This window comes from Bifidobacterium olomucense (assembly GCF_012932375.1).
Taxonomy (GTDB): Bacteria; Actinomycetota; Actinomycetes; order Actinomycetales; family Bifidobacteriaceae; genus Bifidobacterium; species Bifidobacterium olomucense.
This window is the reverse complement of sequence record NZ_JAAIIG010000001.1, coordinates 15,434-33,552: the sequence shown is the minus strand read 5'-3', so window position 1 is coordinate 33,552 and position 18,119 is coordinate 15,434. Positions and strand designations below refer to the sequence as shown.

Below are 18,119 nucleotides of genomic sequence, written 5' to 3'. Positions count from 1 at the left end.
GACCTTCTATAGCGATGAACCTTCGAGTTGCACAATTCATGCCGCTCGAAGGGACGGATCAGCCAAAGCGGCCGGAGATGTAGCGCTCGGCTTCGTCGTTCTGCGGGTTGTTGAACATCGTGGTGGTGTCCGCGAAGTACTCAAGGTGACCGGGCTGGCCCACGGCCTTCAGGTTGAAGAAGGCGGTGTAGTCGGCGATACGGGCGGCCTGCTGCATGTTGTGGGTCACGATCACGATGGTGTAATCGCTCTTGAGCTCGTTGATCAGATCTTCGACGGCCAGCGTGGAGATCGGGTCGAGAGCGGAGCACGGCTCATCCATCAGCACGACCTGCGGGTGCACGGCCACGGCGCGTGCAATGCACAGACGCTGCTGCTGACCACCGGAAAGACCGATGCCCGGGTTGTCCAGACGGTCCTTGACCTCGTTCCACAGGTTGGCACCACGCAGGGCCCACTCGACCAGATCGTCGGCGTCGGACTTGCTGATGTGCTTGTTGTTCAGGCGAACACCGGCGAGCACGTTCTCGCGGATGGACATGGTCGGGAACGGGTTCGGGCGCTGGAAAACCATGCCGACGTCACGACGCACGGATACCGGATCCACGTCCTTGTCGTACAGGTTCTTGCCTTCGAGCAGCACCTCACCTTCTACACGAGCACCGGGAATAAGCTCGTGCATACGGTCGAGCGTGCGCAACACGGTGGACTTGCCGCAACCGGATGGACCGATGAAGGCGGTGACCTTGTTGGCCTCGATGTTGATGTTCACATCTTCTACAGCAAGGAAGTCGCCGTAGTAGATGTTCTCGTGGTTGACGTCAATACGTTGTCCCATGATGATTCCTTATTTCTTTGTCTTACGGTTACGGCTTAACGCTCGGTCTTGACGGCGAAGACCTTCGCCACCAGACGGCCGATGAGGTTGAGCACCAGAACCACGATGATCAGCACCAGAGCGGCGGCCCACGCGCGTTCCATCGGAATGGTGGTCACGCAGGTGGCGTCCGCGTTGGCCGGGCAATTCGCGGAAAGCTTGGAGTACTCCTGATAGACATACACCGGCAGCGTGGTCATCTGCCCGGAGAACAGATTGACGTTCGTGCTGGCGATGAAGCCTGCGGTCATCAGCAACGGTGCGGTTTCGCCAATCACACGCGCGATGGCAAGAATGCAGCCGGAAACGATGCCGGGCAGGGCCGTACGCAACACGATCTTGGTGATGGTGCGCTGCTTGGTGACGCCCAGAGCCAACGACGCCTCACGCAGGTCGTTCGGCACGATTTTCAGCATCTCTTCGCAGGACTTGACCACAGTCGGCAGCATCAGCAGCGAGAGTGCCACGGAACCCTCAAAACCGTTGATGGTACCGGGACCGAACGCGATGGTGAACATCGAGAACGCGAACAGACCTGCGACGATGGATGGAATACCACTCATCACATCGACCAGCAGGGAGATGGTCATGGCCAGCTTGCCGCCATGCGCATATTCGACCAGATACACGGCGCACATCACACCGATCGGAATGGAGATCAGCATGGCGCCACCCGTGATCTCCAATGTGCCGATGATGGCATGGAGCACGCCGCCGTAACCGCCGGACGGGGTCTGGTTGCCACCGATCACGCCGGTCATGTTGTAGGTCAGGAAATTGAGGTTGAGTCGCTTGATGCCGTTTTTGATGGTGGTATACAGTACGGAGATCAGCGGAAGGCAGGCGATGACGAAGGCCAGGGCGATCAGTCCTGCCATGAACAGGTCCTTGGCCTTACGACGCTTTTCGGTGCTGGGCTTGACACGGAACTTGTCGAAGTCGATAACGGGCGCACCGTCCAGATTGCTCTTTGGCGCTTGAGCTTGTGCTTCAGTCATCATGCACTCGCTTTCTCGGTGATCTTACGGGCGACGAAGTTCACGACGAAGGTGATGAGGAACAGGATCAAACCGGTTCCGATCAGCACGGATACGCCGAGGTCGTCAGCTTCCGGATACTGCGCGGCGATGTTGGACGCAATGGCGTTGCTCTGCGAAGCCTGCAGAATCTTGAAGGAGTAGCCGGTGACGCTCGGGGAGAGAATCATCAAGACAGCCATCGTCTCGCCCAACGCACGGCCCAAAGCCAGCATGGAAGCGGAAACGATGCCGGACTTACCGAACGGCAGTACGGCAAGCTTGATCATCTCCCATTTGGTGGCACCCAATCCATAGGCGGCTTCCTGCTGCAGGGACGGAGTCTGCAGGAAGATGTCGCGGGACATGGAGGTGATGATCGGCAAGACCATCACGGCCAGCACCACGGCCACGGTAGCTACCGTACGCTGCGGGTTGGCGGCCGGGCCGGCGAACAGCGGGAACCAGCCGAGGTGGTTGGCCACCCAGTTCCAGAACGGGTAAATGGCCGGCACCAGAATCAGACCGCCCCACAGACCGTAGATTACGGAAGGGATGGCGGCGAGCAGATCGATGACGTAGCTTAGCGCAGTGGCGACCTTCTTCGGCGCGTAGTGCGAGATGAACAGTGCGATGCCGATGGATACGAAGAAAGCGATAAGCAGCGCCAGCACGGAAATCAGTACCGTACCGAACAGCAACGGCAGCACGTAGCCCCAGAAGCTGGAAACCTTGCCACCGGTGAAGCTGGAGATGGTGGCACTGTTGGCGGCCTGATCGCCACCGATAAGCGGCCATGCGCGGAAGAAAAGGAAGAGGAACACGGCGGCCAGTACGACCAGGATCAGGATGCCACAGGCATAAGCAATGCCTTTGAACACCTTATCCGCCGTTTTGCCGCCGGCCGGCGCCATAACCGCCGGTGTATCTTGCGAACTCACGGATTCTCCTTAGAGGTTGGAACAAGCAACAGTCTGTAGTGGAGCGACACACGCCGTACAAACCATCATGCGTGGCCTCCCGTAGGGCGCATATGCCCTGACCCGCTTTGAGCCGCAGCCGTTATGCTGACGACTGCGGCTCAAAGACTGGCTGCAGAAATCTCCACAGCCGGATATTCAGTTATCGATCACGAGGTCAGGGCCTTGCAGCTATTGCGCCCTCACGCTCACTTGGTCTTGATGGCCTCGATGGACTTGGTGACCTTCTCGGTCAGGCTGGACGGCAGCGGAGCGGAGCCGGCGGCGTCCTGAGCAGCCTTCTGGCCCTCAGCGGAAGTGACGTAGGTCAGCCAAGCCTTGGCGAACGCACCCTGCTTGGCGTCCTTGTAGGCCGGGCACACGATGTCGTAGGAGACCAGCACGATCGGGTAAGCACCGTCGGCAGTGGTGGAGTGGTTGATCTTGACAACCACGCGGTTGTCGCCCTTGGCGGAGTCATCCAGCGGGGAATCCTCGATAACCTTGGAGCCGCCCTCAGCGGAAATCTCGTTGTACTTGTCGCCGACCTTGATGGCGGCGGTGCCGAGATCACCAACCTGGGAGAAGTCAGCGTAACCGATGGTGCCATCGGCCTGCTTGACGGTGGAGATCACGCCGGAAGTGCCCTTGGCGCCCTGACCGACCTCGTTCGGCCAGTTCTCAGACAGGTCGTAGGTCCATGCGTCCGGAGCCGCATCCTTGAAGTAGGAGACGAAGTTCTGAGTGGTGCCGGACTTATCGGAACGGTGCACCACAGTGATGGCGGTATCCGGAAGGGTCAGATCCTTGTTCTGATCGGCGATGGCCGGATCGTTCCACTTGGTGATCTTGCCGTCGAAGATCTTGGCGGCGGTAGCGGCATCGAGGTTGATGTGCTTGCCGGCGTCAGACACACCCTTCAGGTTGAAGACGATGGCGATCGGGGAAATGTACACCGGCACGTCGAAGGCCTCGCCCTCGGCGCAAACGGCCTTGGACTTGGCCAGATCATCGTCGGACAGGGCCTTGTCCGAGCCTGCCCAAGCGGTAGCGCCAGTCAGGAAGGTAGTCACGCCTGCACCGGAACCGGTGGGGTTGTAAGCGATCTTGGCGCCATCGTTGGCGGCTTCGAAGCCGGCGATCCATGCTTCGGTGGCAGCCTGCTGGGAGGTGGCACCGGCACCCTGATAGTTGCCAGTGACCGGAGCGGTCTTGGAGGCGTCGGTGGAAGTGGAAGAGCTGGAAGTGGAGGCAGTGTTGTCGCCGCAGGCAGCGACAGTGGCGAGCATCGCGATGCCGGACAGAGCGGCAAGGGAGCGAACGAAAATGTTCTTCTGCATGATTGTTTCTTATTCCCTCTATCAATTAAACACGGGCTAGATTATGAAGCCCGGTCAACTCATGACATCTACAAGCGTATGGGCGATTGAACGGGCTGAGAGACGAAATCAGTAAACGGAAGATGAACACTTGCTAATGAATACGACTACGTCCGCACTACGTAGTTTGGGAGACGGTCGATCCAGCTGTCGTAACGCTTGTCCGGCCGCGCTCGCCGTATTCATCTGGATTCGCCGAAGGAAGGAACGACGACAAAGGGCGGCCCACCAGGGCCGCCCTCGCATTGTCCTATTTGTCCTATATCGCGTCCGATTTCACTCGGCAGGCGTATCGATTTTGTATCCAAGGCCGCGCACGGTGGTCAGATACTTGGGATGCGCCGGATCCTCCTCGATTTTGGAGCGCACGCGCTTGACGTGTACGTCGAGGGTTTTGGTGTCGCCCACATAATCGGAGCCCCAGATGCGGTCGATCAGCTGGTGTCGGGTCATGACACGGCCCTTGTTCTGCATCAGGTATTCCAACAGCTCGAATTCCTTCAGCGGGAAGAACACGGTTTCACCTCGCACGGTGACCTGATGCTGACCCACCTGCATGGAGATATCGCCACACACCAATGGAATATCGTCGTCCACCGAACCAGGTGCTTCTGCGGAAGCCTGATTGCGGCGCATTACCGCACGAATGCGGGCGAGCAGCTCACGGAACGAGTACGGCTTGGTCACGTAATCGTCCGCACCGATCTCCAGACCCACCACCTTGTCGATTTCAGCGGATTTCGCCGTAAGCATGATGATCGGCACACGGCTCTGTTCACGAATACGACGGCACAAGGCAGTGCCATCGATGCCGGGCAGCATCAAATCGAGCAGCACCAAGTCGATACCGCCCTTGGTGAACAGCTCCAATCCTTCTTCGCCGGTAGCCGCAGCAGACACGTCATACCCCTCACGTGTAAGCTGGTATACCAACGGTTCACGATAGGATTCCTCGTCTTCCACGATGAGAATACGTGTCATGCTGGCCTTTCTTGGGTATGTGCCCGTACGCGACAATACAAAATTTCCTGAATCCATCGTAATCATCCGTTTCCCGTTCGCCTGTTGTTTGCCTGAAGTTGCCTGAAGTACGTAATTTCTTTGCTTCGACTACACAGGTAGGTTATGGCCGAGGCGAGATTGAATCAGTCGGTTCAACAGTGTCGCCCGTGTCATCACTTGCGTTACCGCCGGCGTCTGTCGGTGCCTGAGGCATCTCGATGGTGAACGTGGACCCCTCCCCTTCACGGGACCATACCGAAATCCGTCCACCGTTCTCCTGTACGCAGTGCTTGGTAATGGCCAATCCCAGACCTGAACCGCCGGTGGCACGAGAACGGGCCGGATCAACGCGGTAGAACCGTTCGAAAATACGATCGAGGGACTTTTCCGGGATGCCGATGCCTTGATCGACTACACGAATAATCACCTTGCCATCGTGTTCGCTGACGCCAACAGCCACCGTGGTGTGTTCAGGAGAGTAATGGATGGCGTTCTCCACCAGATTCTTGACGGCGGTACGCATCGCCTCGCGGTCAGCCATGATCATCGGCTCAGACTTGACCGACTCGTTTCCGCCTTTACCTTCTGTGGTCGGAGTTTCAGGCTGTTCCTCATCATCCTCGGATGCCGACACCGGCCGGCCGTTAACGCTCAACCGAATATCCACATGCCGCGCTTCGGCCTGCACATGATTTTCGGCGATGGCGGCACGCGCCACGTCCACCGCGGACAAGCGTTCAACATCCATCACCCCCTGCGAGGCCTGCGCACGCTGCAAATCGATGAGGTGTTGCACCAATTCGGTCAATCGCTTGGATTCCTTGGTCACACGGCCGGCGAAATACCGCACGGCATCCGGATCGTCGGCCGCATCTCCGATGGTTTCGGCAAGCAGGGCAATGGCCCCGGCCGGAGTCTTCAGCTCGTGCGACACATTCGTGACGAAATCACGGCGCACAGCCTCGAAACGACGCTGCTCAGACACATCGGCAATAAGGATGACATACAGATCGTCGCCGATATCGCCTATGCGCACGCGCAGATACAGCGTATTTGAGGGCAACGATTGCCCGGCTTCAATGCCTTTGCCGTCAAGCGGAGGAAAGATGCTGCGCTTCAACGGCAGCTGGACCTCACGCTCACGTACGCCGCCGTCGGCCGCAGCCTGGGTAAGAATATCCTCGATCTCCCGGGAATTGAGGCGTCCGCCCGATATCAACCCCAGTTGCACCGAACCTGGACTGGCATAATGAACCTGCCCGTTGCGATCGGTGACGATCACCGCCTGAGGCATCACCTCAATCAATCGCTGTTCAGTAGGCCGCACAGGCACGTCGTCGCCGAACAGCGAACGCGTGTCTTGATTCTCGGCCGCCATCTCCTGAGCAGCCGTCCGCCCGGCTGCGCGGCCCTTGTTGTAGGCGATGAGCGCGGCCCACGCCACAACAAGCACGGCGAGCGCCGTCAATACCACGATCTTCCAGATACTCATGATTCTCAAGAGTAGAACGCGGAGTATGTAGCATCACTGTGGAACTACGTAAGTTCGCCTATTGTTCATTTTTATCTGACGCTCATTGCGCATATACGTCGAATGGCTCTCCTCGGGTGAGGAGAGCCATTCGACTATGCCAAGTTATCAAGTCGCGCCTTATCAATCGCGCATCGCTGACAACTCTATGCTCTATGCCTTGCGTTCGGCTGAGAGCTCGCGGATCGCATCACAGCTCGTAATCCTTGTCCTTGCTTTCCTTGATCAGGAACAGCGCAAGCAGGGCGAGGGCGGCCATGATGGCCATGTACCAGCCCACACCGGCCACGCCGAACTTGGAGGAAACCAGGGCCTGGGCGATGGTCGGGGCGAATGCGCCACCGAAGATGGCGGCGAGGTTGTAGCTCAGGCCTGCGCCAGAGTAGCGCACGTGCACCGGGAAGAGCTCAGGCAGGTAGGCGCCGCATGGTCCGAACAGACCGCCCATGAGCACGAAGCCGACGCACAGGAAGATCATGATGTGAGCCGCGGAGTGCACGAGCAGCAACGGGGTGAAGAAGCTGAAGATCAGCGTGCCGGCGGTTACCAGCATGAGCACCTTCTTACGGCCCACCTTGTCGGCGTAGACGCAGGAGACGATAATGAAGATGGCGAAGAAGACCACGGAGGTCATCTGCATGAGCAGGTACTCGCCCTGGGTGAACTTCAGGCCCTTGACGCCGTATGCGAGGGACCAAGTGCCGAGCACGTAGAACAGCGTGTAGGTGATGCCCATGGCAACAGTGCCGAGGATGACTTCCTTGGTGTACGGCAGCAGGTCACGCAGCGGGTGCTTGGAGGTGCGCTTCTCCTCGGAGGCCTTGCGGAACACCGGGGTCTCAGACATGCGGGCACGCACGTACAGGCCGATGATCACCAGCACGGCGGAGCACAGGAACGGGATGCGCCAACCGAAAGCCACCATCTGCTCCTGGCTCAAGTTGGATTCGAGCAGCAGGTTCAGGCCGTAGGCGCAGAAGAAGCCGATCGGAGCGCCGAGGTTCGGGAAGGAACCGTAGAGAGCACGCTTGTCGGCCGGAGCGTTCTCGGTGGCGACCAGCGCGGCACCGGACCATTCGCCGGCGAGACCCACACCCTGGCATGCACGGCAGATGCACAGGATCACCACGGACCAAGCACCGATCTGGTCATAGCCCGGCAGGCAGCCGACCAGGAAGGTGGCGATGCCCATGGTCATCAGGGCGATCACCAGGGTCTTCTTGCGGCCCATCTTGTCACCGAAGTGGCCGAACAGCATAGAGCCGAACGGACGGGCCAGGAAGGAGACAGCGAAGGTGACGAATGCCATCAGCGTGGCCAGCGCCTGATTGGACTTGGCGACTTCGGTGAAGAACACCATACCGAAGTAGCTGGCGGCTGCGATGGAGTAGCAGTAGTTATCGTAGAATTCGATGGCCGTACCGACCATGGAGGCGGCGATGATATCAGGAACCGAATCCTTCTTCACCGTTTTCGTCATCGCCGCAGTTGCGCTTGCAGACATGTTCTTTCTTCCCCTCATGCTGCGCGTATTCCGCCTCATTCATGCGGAAATCCGTATTCATTGAAAAAATGAAGCACAACGACCGGCATGCAGAGGAAGGGTGGTATGGCTTGTGGCCCCAGCGACATCCCCCACACATCGCTGTGCCTGACGCATGAGTATGGCGCAAGCGACGGTGGAGGTGGCGGGAACGCTCACATAGTGAACATCACATCTATGAAACGGACAGTAGCTACAGCCGCTTCACGATATCCACGGCCAGACGGGCGGCGGTATCGGCGTACTCGGAAATATCGAACTCCTTGAACACCTCATAGTCGGTGTCTGCGTTGTCGGAAAGCGCGCGGATCACCAAGACCGGCACTTCGTTGCGCGCGGCCACCTGAGCCACCGCAGCACCTTCCATTTCCACGGCATCCGCGCCGGTCAGGCGAATAACCTCTTCGACCTTTTCCCGAGTGTCTACGAAATAGTTACCCGAGGCGATAATGCCGGTGATATGGGTGATGCCGGCGGCGGAAAGCGCCTGATCGGCCACGTCGAGCAGTCGGTCGTCGGAGTGGAATTCAGTGACGGGCTCTTGGGCAGTACCCGGCTTCCACTGCCCCACCAGACGCATATCGGTGTCGAGATAGCGCAGCGTGCCGCCGAGCACCACATCGTTGATATGCAGGTGGGTGTTGAGGTTACCGGCGATGCCGGAGAAAATCACGGCATCCGGAGCGAACTCGCTGATCAGCAGCTGAGTGGTTGCGGCCGCGTTCACCAATCCCATGCCTCCCACAGTGGCGACCACCTTGATCACATGAGCGCCAAAGGAATCCACCGTGCCGGAGACGATGTCGAGACTGCCTTTGGCGATGTGGGTGACATGTGTGAGCGAACCGGCGATCAACGCCACTTCCTCATCCAACGCGCCGATGATCACAACGGTTTTCATACCCATAATGGTTCCTTTCGCGAAAGAGGTAGCAGATGTCCCGCCGTCCAATCCGGCAGGGGCATCGCTGAAATCGTTTACTTCCAGCGGCGAGTGGCCACAGCTTCGGCAAGCTCGCGCAACAACGACTCAGTGTCGGGCCAAGAGATGCATTTGTCGGTAATGGACTTGCCGTAGACCAGCTGATCGAGCGGCGCGGCCTTTTGATTGCCTCCCTCGATGAAGCTTTCCATCATCACACCGGTGATCCCCTGCTCCCCCGATGCGATACGCGCGGCGATGTCGCGCACCACCTCGGCCTGACGATGCTCATCCTTGCCGGAGTTGCCGTGCGAACAATCCACGATCAATCCATGGGCGGCAGCGGATTCCTGCGGCATCAGCGTACGGATCGTCTCCAGCGCTTCACTGACCGAAGCGGCGTCATAGTTCGGGCCATGGCTCGAACCACGCAGGACCACATGACAGTCCGGGTTACCGAGCGTTTTGACCACGGCGGCACGACCCATGTGGTCGATGCCGAAGAACGTATGCTGCTGAGCGGCGGCAAAACAGGAGTCGGTCGGCGCCTTGATGGAGCCGTCGGTGGCGTTTTTGAAACCGATCGGCATCGACAGGCCGCTGGCCAGCTGACGATGCACCTGACTTTCGGTGTTGCGCGCACCGATGGCGCCCCAGCTCACCGCGTCGGCGATGAACTGCGGACTGGTGGGTTCCAGGAACTCGGTGGCGGCGGCCAAACCGGTACCCAGTACATCAAGCAACGTCTTGCGGGCCAGCAGCAGACCCTTCTTGATATTGCAGGAGCCGTCGATATCCGGGTCGTTGATCAGACCCTTCCAGCCGACCGTGGTACGCGGCTTTTCGAAATAGACGCGCATGACGATCAGCAGTTCGCCGCCGAGCTCATCCTTCAGCTTGGCGAGACGACGGGCATAGTCCAGTGCCGCTTTCGGATCATGGACCGAGCAGGGGCCGACGATCACCAGCAGACGATCATCCTGACCGTACAGGCAAGCGCGAATCTCATCGCGTGAATAAGCCACGATCTCCTGTGCTTCAGGCGTCAGCGGCTGATCAGCCAACACCTGTGCCGGGGTGGGCAGTACCTCGAATTCCAGCACACGACGATTGACGATGCGACTGATACCGACCTGATCCTCCCAGCGCGGCACATCCGTGGCGATAAGCGGGTTCTTGCCCTCTTCCATCGCCTCACGAATAGCCTTGAGGTCCTCCGGGCGGTTCAGCGGCCGCATGTGGGCGTCCTGTTGTTGCATGGTTTGCTCTCCTTGGGAATACTGCTCCCCAAGAATACCCAACAGTGACGGCAAGCGGCACCGACATGCACGATGGCATCCGCCTATGCAGTGTGCAAGCGACTAACGGATGCCGTGCGTCAGACGTCGTATCAGGAACGATTCTCGCCTAGCGCACGACGAGTGGCGATGGCGTCGGCGAGCGTGTGCAACAGCTCGTTGGTACGATCCCACGGCACGCAGGCGTCCGTCACGGACTGACCATAGACCAGCTGATCGAGCGGTGCCGGCTTTTGATGACCGCCCTTCAGGAAGCTTTCCATCATCACACCGGTGATACCAGGCTCGCCCGCAGCCAAGCGAGCGGCAATCTCCTCGACGACCTCAGCCTCACGATTCTCATCCTTGCCGCAGTTGCCGTGCGCGGCATCGATGACCAAGCCATGCTCGCTCGGACCGGACGCTTTGGAGGCTCGCAAGGCTTCCAGCGCTTCGCGAACGGATTCGGCATCGTAGTTCGGGCCCGAACTGGAGCCGCGCAGTACCAGATGGCAGTCCGGGTTGCCTTTGGTTTCGGCGGAAATCACGCGACCGTCCAGATTGATGGACAGGAAGTGGTGCTCGAAAGCGGACGTATAGCAGGAGTCCGCGGCGGCCTTGATGGAGCCGTCGGTGGAGTTCTTGAAGCCCACCGGCATCGACAGGCCGCTGGCCAGCTCGCGGTGCACCTGGCTTTCGGTGTTGCGCGCACCGATGGCACCCCAGCTGATGGCATCGCAAATGTACTGCGGCGTGATCGGATCAAGCCATTCGGTGGCAGCGGGCAGGCCGAGGCTCAGCACATCGGTCAGCACCTTACGGGCCAGCCACATGCCTTTGCGGATGTTGAAGCGGCCATCGAGATCGGGATCGTTGATCAGGCCCTTCCAACCGATCGTGGTGCGTGGCTTTTCGAAGTAGACGCGCATGACGATGACCAGACGGTCTTCCAGTTCGCGCTTGACGGCAGCCAGCTTTTCGGCATACTCATGCGCGGCTTTCGGATCGTGAATCGAGCAGGGGCCTACGATTACCAGCAGTCGGTCATCGCGACCGTTGAGCACGTCGCGAATCTCCTGACGCGAGTGGAGCACCAGTTCACTCATCGCATCGGTCAGCGGCTGCTCTTTCAGGAATGCGCGCGGCGCAGGAATCGGGTCAAGCTGACGGATGTTGATATCGACCGTCTCCGGAAAGACGGCCTGCTCCCCCAAACGACGTTCGTCCTCGGAACTATCCGGACCACGAAGTGCTGCCATGCCGACTCTCCTCTCTTGCCTTGACGTATCGGTACGCATACAAAGGCGATAGTTTACCTATGGATAGCGGGATATGGAAACCACCCGGCCGTTTTGTGGACGTCCTCAGGTGAATGCCGGGACGGGAGCAACGTTGGTTGGGTTGCGGCGCTGTTCTTCAGCCGGCCCGGACTATTCGAACCATTCGCGAGAACCGTTCATAAAGCTAGCTATATTCAGTTATATAACGTGAGAGGTGCCTGCACCCATCGGATCGATGGACGCAGGCACCTCACGCTGATCACGGCAACGACTCAGGCGTCACTTGAGATGATGGCGACGAGCCAGTACAAAGGCGAGACCGGCCACGGCAAGCATGACAGCCGTTGCGGCGGCGACAGCCACCGAGGTACCGGAGATTGCCAAATGTTGGCCGTTCCCGTTGACGGCATTGCTCCCGTGCTGGTTTCCGGTCGGCTTGGAGGCGCCGCTCTCGGAAGTGCCATTCCCGGAGTTGCCATTCCCGGAATTGTCAGGAGTGGACGGCTCCTCGCTGGGCTTGTTCGTGTCATCCTTATCCGTGTCGCCAGTGCCCGGCTTATCGGGGTCCGGCGTGGGCTCGGGGTTCGGCTCCGGATTCGGGTTCGGCTCCGGCGTGGAATCAGCCTCGAAGTAGACCTTCACTACGCCATCTACGGCCACCGCGCCCGGCACCGACGGATCGGTGGAAACCAGATGGAAGCCGGCATACTTATCGGACTGCACATCGGATGCCGTGACGGCAATCAATGTGTCCGTACGCTTCACCGTCTTCGTGATCTTCACCGTATCGGCTTGTACGCCATTCTTGTAGTACACCACAGTGAACGAACGCTCCACGGTCTCCGGTTCAGGCTCCGGATCGGGATCCGGAGTGGGATCCGGGTCGGGATCCGGCTTGGGCTCGGGATCGGGAGTCGGATCAGGATCAGGAGTGGGATCCGGGTCCGGCTCAGGCTCGGGGGTTTTGTGTTCGGTCCAAGAACCGGTAAACGAGACATCCTTGGCGGGCATCACGAACACGCCACCAGAGACGGTCACATCACCGCTCTTCCAGCCGTCAAACGTCCAACTGCTTAACTTCGCCCCGACGGCATCCGGAGCCGAAACCTCGGGAAGCGTCACCGTCTCACCGAACTTCGCAGTGACATCCTGCGGTGCAGTCACGCCATCGGGAGCGTTCCGGTAGGAGAACGACACCTTGTACGAGTTGCGCGTGTAGTACGCCTTCAATACCAGCGAACCATCAGCGGCAACCGTACCGGACAGCACGTTGCCGTCATGATTTGCGGCAGCCGAGAAGCCTTCATAATCCTTGTCCGGCACCGTGACCTTGGCATCGGTGGTACCGGTCAGCCGCTCGACCGACACCATGAACGAACCGTCGAGCTGCTCCAGATACCGTTCGACAACGTATCCGGTGTCGGTATTCGGCACGAAGTAGGCCTTGACCACGCCACCCGAAACGGCGACGGTACCCGGCACGTCAGGGGTGACGGAATCCAGATGATACCCGGCGAACTTCGCTCCATCGACGTCCTGAGCGGTGACAGGAATAGTGTCGTCATGGAAGCCGATGCGCTTGGTGACCGTGACAGTGTCCGTCTTTACGCCGTTCTTGTAGTACTCCACGGTGAACGAACGCTCCGCAGTGGCATTGGTATCCTTCGTCCACACGCCGGTGAGCGTCACGTCCTTGTCCGGCATCGTGAACGCATTGCCGGAGATAGTGGCGTCATCAGTGGTCCACCCTTGGAAGATATAGCCGGCAACCGGCTGCACTTCAGGAAGCTCGGTCTTGTCGCCGAACTTCACCTCCGCGGACTGCGGAAGATCGGGGGCACCCTCCGGCGCATCCTTGTATGCGTAGCTCACCGTGTGCTCATTGGCCTCGTAATAGACCTTGACCACGCCATCCACGGCCACCACGCCCGGCACCACCGGATCGGTGGAAACCATGTGGAAGCCGGAATACTTATCGGACTGCACATCGGCGGCCTCGACAGCGATGGCGGTGTCCGTACGCTTCACCGTCTTCGTAACGGTCTGCGTATCAACCAAAACGCCATTCCTGTAGTACGCCACCGTAAACGAACGCTCCACAGTCTCCGGCTCAGGCTCCGGGGTCTTGTGCTCGGTCCAAGAACCGGTAAACGACACATTCTTCGCGGGCATCACAAACGCGCCGTCAGCAACGGTCACATCACCGCTCTTCCAACCGTCGAACGTCCAACTGCTCGACCCACCGGCATCCGGAACCTTGACATCGGGAAGCGTCACCATCTCACCGAACTTCGCAGTGACATCCTGCGGCACGGACGCGCCGTCGGGAGCGTTCTGATAAGAGAACGACACCTTATAGGAATTGCGCGTGTAGTACGTCTTCAACACCAGCGAACCATCAGCGGCAACCGTGCCAGAGGACACGCTTCCCTTGTGATCCTTATCGAGGGAGAATCCCTTATAGTCCTTGCTCGGCACCGTGACCTTGGCATCCGTCGCACCGGTCAAACGCTCGACCGACACCGTGAACGAACCGTCAAGCTGTTCCAAGTACCGTTCGACAACGTATCCAGTGTCGGTATTCGGCACAAAGTAGGCCTTGACCACGCCACCCGAAACGGCGACGTTCCCCGGTACCGACGGATCGACGGAATCCAGATGGTATCCGGCATACTTCGCATCATCAATGTCTCGGGCGGTCACGGGAACCGTCGTGTCATGGAAGCCCACACGCTTGGTGACCGTGACAGTATCCGTCTTCACGCCGTTCTTGTAGTACTCCACAGTGAACGAACGATCCACGGTAGCGCCGTCATCCTTCGCCCACACGCCGGTAAGCGTCACGTCCTTGTCCGGCATCGTGAACGCATTGCCAGAGATGGTGGCGTCACCGGTGGTCCAGCCCTGGAAGACATAACCGGCCACGGACTTCACCTGAGGAAGCTCGACCTTTTCGCCAAACTTCACCTGCGCGGACTGCGGCAACGCGGGCGCGCCGGCAGGTGCGTCCTTGTACGCATAGCTCACCGTATGCTCGTTCGCCTCGAAGTAGGCCTTGACCACGCCGCCCTCAGCCACCGTGCCCGGCACCGCAGGATCGGTGGATGCAAGATGGAAGCCGGCATACATGTCGGACTGTACGTCGGACTCTTCGACCGGGATTGACGTATCCGTACGCTTCACCGTCTTCGTAACGGTCTGCGTATCAACCAAAACGCCATTCCTGTAGTACGCCACCGTAAACGAACGCTCCACAGTCTCCGGCTCAGGAGTCTTGTCCTTCGTCCACGTACCGGTAAAAGTGACGTCGGTGTTCGGCATGACGAACGTACCATCAGAGGCGACCGTCACATCGGTCGTAGTCCAACCACCGAACTGATAGCCGGACACTGCCTCCGGATCGTTCGCCTTGGCGATCTTGGCCCCGAAACGTACGTCCTGAGTCAGGACCTTATTGGCTCCTTCCGGCACGTCACCGGTGGATTGATAGGTGACCGTGTGCACATTGCGGTTGTAGTACACCTTGAGTACGAGATCATCATTGTCCGGCAGTACCGAGGATTCCACAGACTGCGCGATATCCACCTTGGTGAAGCCCGTGTAATCCTTTGCCTTGGCCTTGACGAGATCTCCCGTAGTGGCGGTCAGACCGGTTTCGGTATCGGCGAGCGTATAGTCGTCGTCCTCAGCATTCTGCTGGTAGTGCTCCACCTTGTAGGCGTGCTGCTTGGGAGCCGGCTTCGGAGCAGGGAACTTACGCACGGAAACACTGCCGGAGTTGCTGCTGCCGGACACCACGATCACATTGCCGCCAACGATTTGGCTAGAGACACTGGATCTGCCAGAGTCCACTTGTTCGCCAAGCTGCTTGGGACTGATAGAACCGGCGTTGAACACTTCATCCGTCAAATCGCTGAGTGCAATCGTGTACGTATGGACTGCGCCAGTGCTTTCCACACCGGTTACGTACAAGTGATCGGCGTCTGCGGTGAGGCTTCCGTCACTCGACAGATTCACGTCCTTGAGCGCAAGTGTCTGCTGCTTCAAGGCACCATCGACGTTGGTGAGCTTCACCAGAACCGGGGATTTCCCAAATGCAGAGAGCACGGTATACGTGGAACCGCCTACCGTTGCGCTACCGGTAATGCTGGCCGCGCCATTGAAGCCGGAGATGGTTGCGATGTTCCACGCGCCATTGATGTATCGTGCGACTTTGGTTGCGACGATCCAAGGATTCACTGTGGTATTAGTGTCCCCATAGATTACAGCCGGAACACCGTCCATCTCCACGATAGAGGGACCAGATACCGAAGCTCCTAGCGCATCGCCCATCTTGACGAGTGAACTGCCGCTCAGCATATATGCATTAGCATCGGCAACCACTACCAGATTGCCGGCTGCAGACGCCAGCGACAGCGCATTAGTGAACGAAGCATCGGGCAAGGTGGTAACCGTATCCCACTTGCTGCTTGACGTATTCCAAGCAAACAGGCCAATCCCCTTGCCGGTGTACGAAGCGGCAGCCAAATACAGTTTGCCGTCGTGCCAAGCCAGGGCAGCGGCGTTGTATCCGGTGATCGATGAAGCATCAAGCGTAGTCCAGTTGGCACCGTCGAACTTACGCACCTGAGGTATGGCAGGATTCGTCTGACTCATGCCCAAAACATAAAGATTCGTGCCATCGGTTGCGCTGCTGGTTTTCGGCGACTGTATCGTAGTGCCGTCGAAGCCCTGTCCATTGTTGCCATCGGTCACGTGATTCCACAGATCAAGGTTGTTGTAATCGACGTGGGTCACCTTGAAGGTAATCGAGCCATCATCCTGTCCGGTGACTTCAAAGGCCAAACCGGAATTGCTGCCATCGGCAAGCGTCACCGCGCCGTCGGCAAGGCCCTTGCTCATATCAGTAGTGCCGATGGTCGTGCGCGTGGCACCGAAAGCAGGCAGACCGGCCTGCGCATTCAGCGCATCCGCGTTCTTGTAGCCGCCGTTCGGGCGGAACACGTACTGGTAGTCCTTACCTTCGATATTGGTGTGGTTCTCCACCTTGGTATCGATGCGGTAGACGATGATGCCGTTACCCTTGAGCGATCCATCGGGCTTGGCGATGGAACCCTGCTTGGTGCGGTATTCGACCACGAAGTATTCGCTGGACGACAACGGCGAGCGGAAGATCATGGCCTGACCGGATTTGGTCATCGTATAGGATTCACCGTCTGCGGCACCGAGCGTTTGCTCGGTCATATCGACCGGCCAGCCGATGTCTTTCTTGGTTTGCGCGGTGGGCCAGGATAGACCGTTGGCGGTGCCGGCCATGATATCCCAAATACCCACAGGAATATCGGCGGATACGTCGGAGCTGTAACGATAGAGGTCGGGGGCACCGAACGTATGAATGAACTCGTGGGCCACCAGTCCGGAGGTGGGACCGTACGGGCGCAGGCTCAAGGCCGTCGACGGGCTGTACAGCGAGTAGACCATGTTGTAGGAACTCACCTTGAGCCCGGTGGTGCCGATGGTCTGGCTTTCGTCGGAGAACGTGGCCTCGTGGCCGAAGAATCGTCCGACATTGGGCGTATTAGTGTTGGCGACCGAACCGATGATGGTCAGGTTGTCCAGATAACCGTCACCGTTGCGATCAAGATCGGCTTTGGTGAAGCCCATGGCTTTGGACTTGGCGACGACCTCACGAATGATGCTGTCGTCTGCGTTCTGCTGAATGTAGTAGTCGGCATCATGGTCGAGGGTGATGTATTGGACCTTGCCGTCCTGCTGAGTCTGCGGGAAGGAGTTCTTCACGTCGACCGTACCGCCCGATGCTTCGGCGATGTATTCCCTGAGGCTCGGAGGCGTGTTGACGCCCGACGTCTCGGCATCGTAGGTCTCGTCGGTGAACCGCTGCCAGTAGGTGTCGCCGGCATGGGTGAATCCGTTGGGTACGATCGCGTTGAAACCGGTGGCATTGTCGCCTACGGTGTCGCCTGGGTAACGCACCACGAACACCAGGTTGCCGACCTCGGTAGTGCTGGCGAAAGCGGTAGGCGCGATGAATGCGGTGGCCATGACGGCCAAGGCCGCAAGGAATCCTATTATGGCGTTGGGAATATTACGAATGCCGTGATTGGCGCGTGCAGCATTCACAGTGGAAACGCTGGTGCCTTCGACATTGCCATTCTGCTTCTGCGCATGATGCATGGTCATACTTGCGCTGCTCTTTCTTCTTCTCTGCACCCTTGTGCAAGGGCAATCTGCCCATCTGCGCTCCATAGTAGCGATAGGTCTAGGAAAACGGGGACAAAGAGGGGGCAGCGCAGTATGAACGAGGGCTGTCGA

General features: G+C 58.9%; 11 protein-coding genes. All 11 read right to left on the bottom strand.

The features are described from left to right. Nucleotides 1-58: 58 nt before the first annotated feature. The 11 genes from pstB to G1C97_RS00055 all read right to left on the bottom strand — a co-directional run bounded on the left by pstB (nucleotide 59) and on the right by G1C97_RS00055 (nucleotide 17,987). A complete protein-coding gene (gene pstB, locus G1C97_RS00105) occupies nucleotides 59-838 on the bottom strand; it encodes a phosphate ABC transporter ATP-binding protein PstB (RefSeq protein ID WP_100496345.1) in 780 nt (259 codons plus the stop codon). Nucleotides 839-873: 35 nt separating this feature from the next. Next, nucleotides 874-1,878: a phosphate ABC transporter permease PstA gene (gene pstA / locus G1C97_RS00100; protein ID WP_165775842.1), complete on the bottom strand. Its 1,005-nt coding sequence runs from the start codon at nucleotides 1,876-1,878 to the stop codon at nucleotides 874-876. Then, entirely contained in the window at nucleotides 1,875-2,834 is a 960-nt protein-coding gene (pstC, locus tag G1C97_RS00095; protein ID WP_100496346.1) for a phosphate ABC transporter permease subunit PstC, read from the bottom strand. The genes pstA and pstC overlap by 4 nt, the downstream gene beginning before the upstream one ends. A gap of 227 nt (nucleotides 2,835-3,061) precedes the next feature. Then, nucleotides 3,062-4,192, bottom strand: coding sequence for a phosphate ABC transporter substrate-binding protein PstS (pstS, locus tag G1C97_RS00090; RefSeq protein ID WP_100496347.1), 1,131 nt, complete (start codon nucleotides 4,190-4,192; stop codon nucleotides 3,062-3,064). A gap of 315 nt (nucleotides 4,193-4,507) precedes the next feature. Further along, nucleotides 4,508-5,212, bottom strand: coding sequence for a response regulator transcription factor (locus G1C97_RS00085; RefSeq protein ID WP_165775843.1), 705 nt, complete (start codon nucleotides 5,210-5,212; stop codon nucleotides 4,508-4,510). 142 nt (nucleotides 5,213-5,354) lie between these two features. Then, a complete protein-coding gene (locus G1C97_RS00080) occupies nucleotides 5,355-6,725 on the bottom strand; it encodes a sensor histidine kinase (RefSeq protein WP_169240012.1) in 1,371 nt (456 codons plus the stop codon). Nucleotides 6,726-6,954: 229 nt separating this feature from the next. Then, nucleotides 6,955-8,268, bottom strand: a complete 1,314-nt coding sequence (locus G1C97_RS00075) for an MFS transporter (protein ID WP_169240011.1) — start codon at nucleotides 8,266-8,268, stop codon at nucleotides 6,955-6,957. Nucleotides 8,269-8,500: 232 nt separating this feature from the next. Next, nucleotides 8,501-9,214 (bottom strand): 5'-methylthioadenosine/S-adenosylhomocysteine nucleosidase, encoded by a 714-nt coding sequence (mtnN, locus tag G1C97_RS00070; RefSeq protein ID WP_205832450.1) that lies wholly within the window; start codon nucleotides 9,212-9,214, stop codon nucleotides 8,501-8,503. 71 nt (nucleotides 9,215-9,285) lie between these two features. After that, nucleotides 9,286-10,488, bottom strand: coding sequence for a 3-deoxy-7-phosphoheptulonate synthase (locus G1C97_RS00065; protein ID WP_100496352.1), 1,203 nt, complete (start codon nucleotides 10,486-10,488; stop codon nucleotides 9,286-9,288). A 131-nt stretch (nucleotides 10,489-10,619) separates the two neighbouring features. Further along, nucleotides 10,620-11,765 carry a 3-deoxy-7-phosphoheptulonate synthase gene (locus G1C97_RS00060; RefSeq protein ID WP_169240010.1) on the bottom strand — a complete coding sequence of 382 codons (1,146 nt, stop codon included), beginning with the start codon at nucleotides 11,763-11,765 and terminating at the stop codon, nucleotides 10,620-10,622. Nucleotides 11,766-12,065: 300 nt separating this feature from the next. Continuing rightward, on the bottom strand, nucleotides 12,066-17,987 hold the full coding sequence (locus G1C97_RS00055; RefSeq protein WP_169240009.1) for an InlB B-repeat-containing protein: 5,922 nt from the start codon (nucleotides 17,985-17,987) through the stop codon (nucleotides 12,066-12,068). Nucleotides 17,988-18,119: the final 132 nt, after the last annotated feature.

Coding starts and splice junctions, on each gene's coding strand:
- G1C97_RS00055 (WP_169240009.1), bottom strand. CDS start 17,987: ATGACCATGCATCATGCGCAGAAGCAGAATGGCAATGTCGAAGGCACC.
- G1C97_RS00075 (WP_169240011.1), bottom strand. CDS start 8,268: ATGTCTGCAAGCGCAACTGCGGCGATGACGAAAACGGTGAAGAAGGAT.
- pstS (WP_100496347.1), bottom strand. CDS start 4,192: ATGCAGAAGAACATTTTCGTTCGCTCCCTTGCCGCTCTGTCCGGCATC.
- mtnN (WP_205832450.1), bottom strand. CDS start 9,214: ATGGGTATGAAAACCGTTGTGATCATCGGCGCGTTGGATGAGGAAGTG.
- pstB (WP_100496345.1), bottom strand. CDS start 838: ATGGGACAACGTATTGACGTCAACCACGAGAACATCTACTACGGCGAC.
- pstA (WP_165775842.1), bottom strand. CDS start 1,878: ATGATGACTGAAGCACAAGCTCAAGCGCCAAAGAGCAATCTGGACGGT.
- G1C97_RS00065 (WP_100496352.1), bottom strand. CDS start 10,488: ATGCAACAACAGGACGCCCACATGCGGCCGCTGAACCGCCCGGAGGAC.
- G1C97_RS00080 (WP_169240012.1), bottom strand. CDS start 6,725: ATGAGTATCTGGAAGATCGTGGTATTGACGGCGCTCGCCGTGCTTGTT.
- G1C97_RS00060 (WP_169240010.1), bottom strand. CDS start 11,765: ATGGCAGCACTTCGTGGTCCGGATAGTTCCGAGGACGAACGTCGTTTG.
- G1C97_RS00085 (WP_165775843.1), bottom strand. CDS start 5,212: ATGACACGTATTCTCATCGTGGAAGACGAGGAATCCTATCGTGAACCG.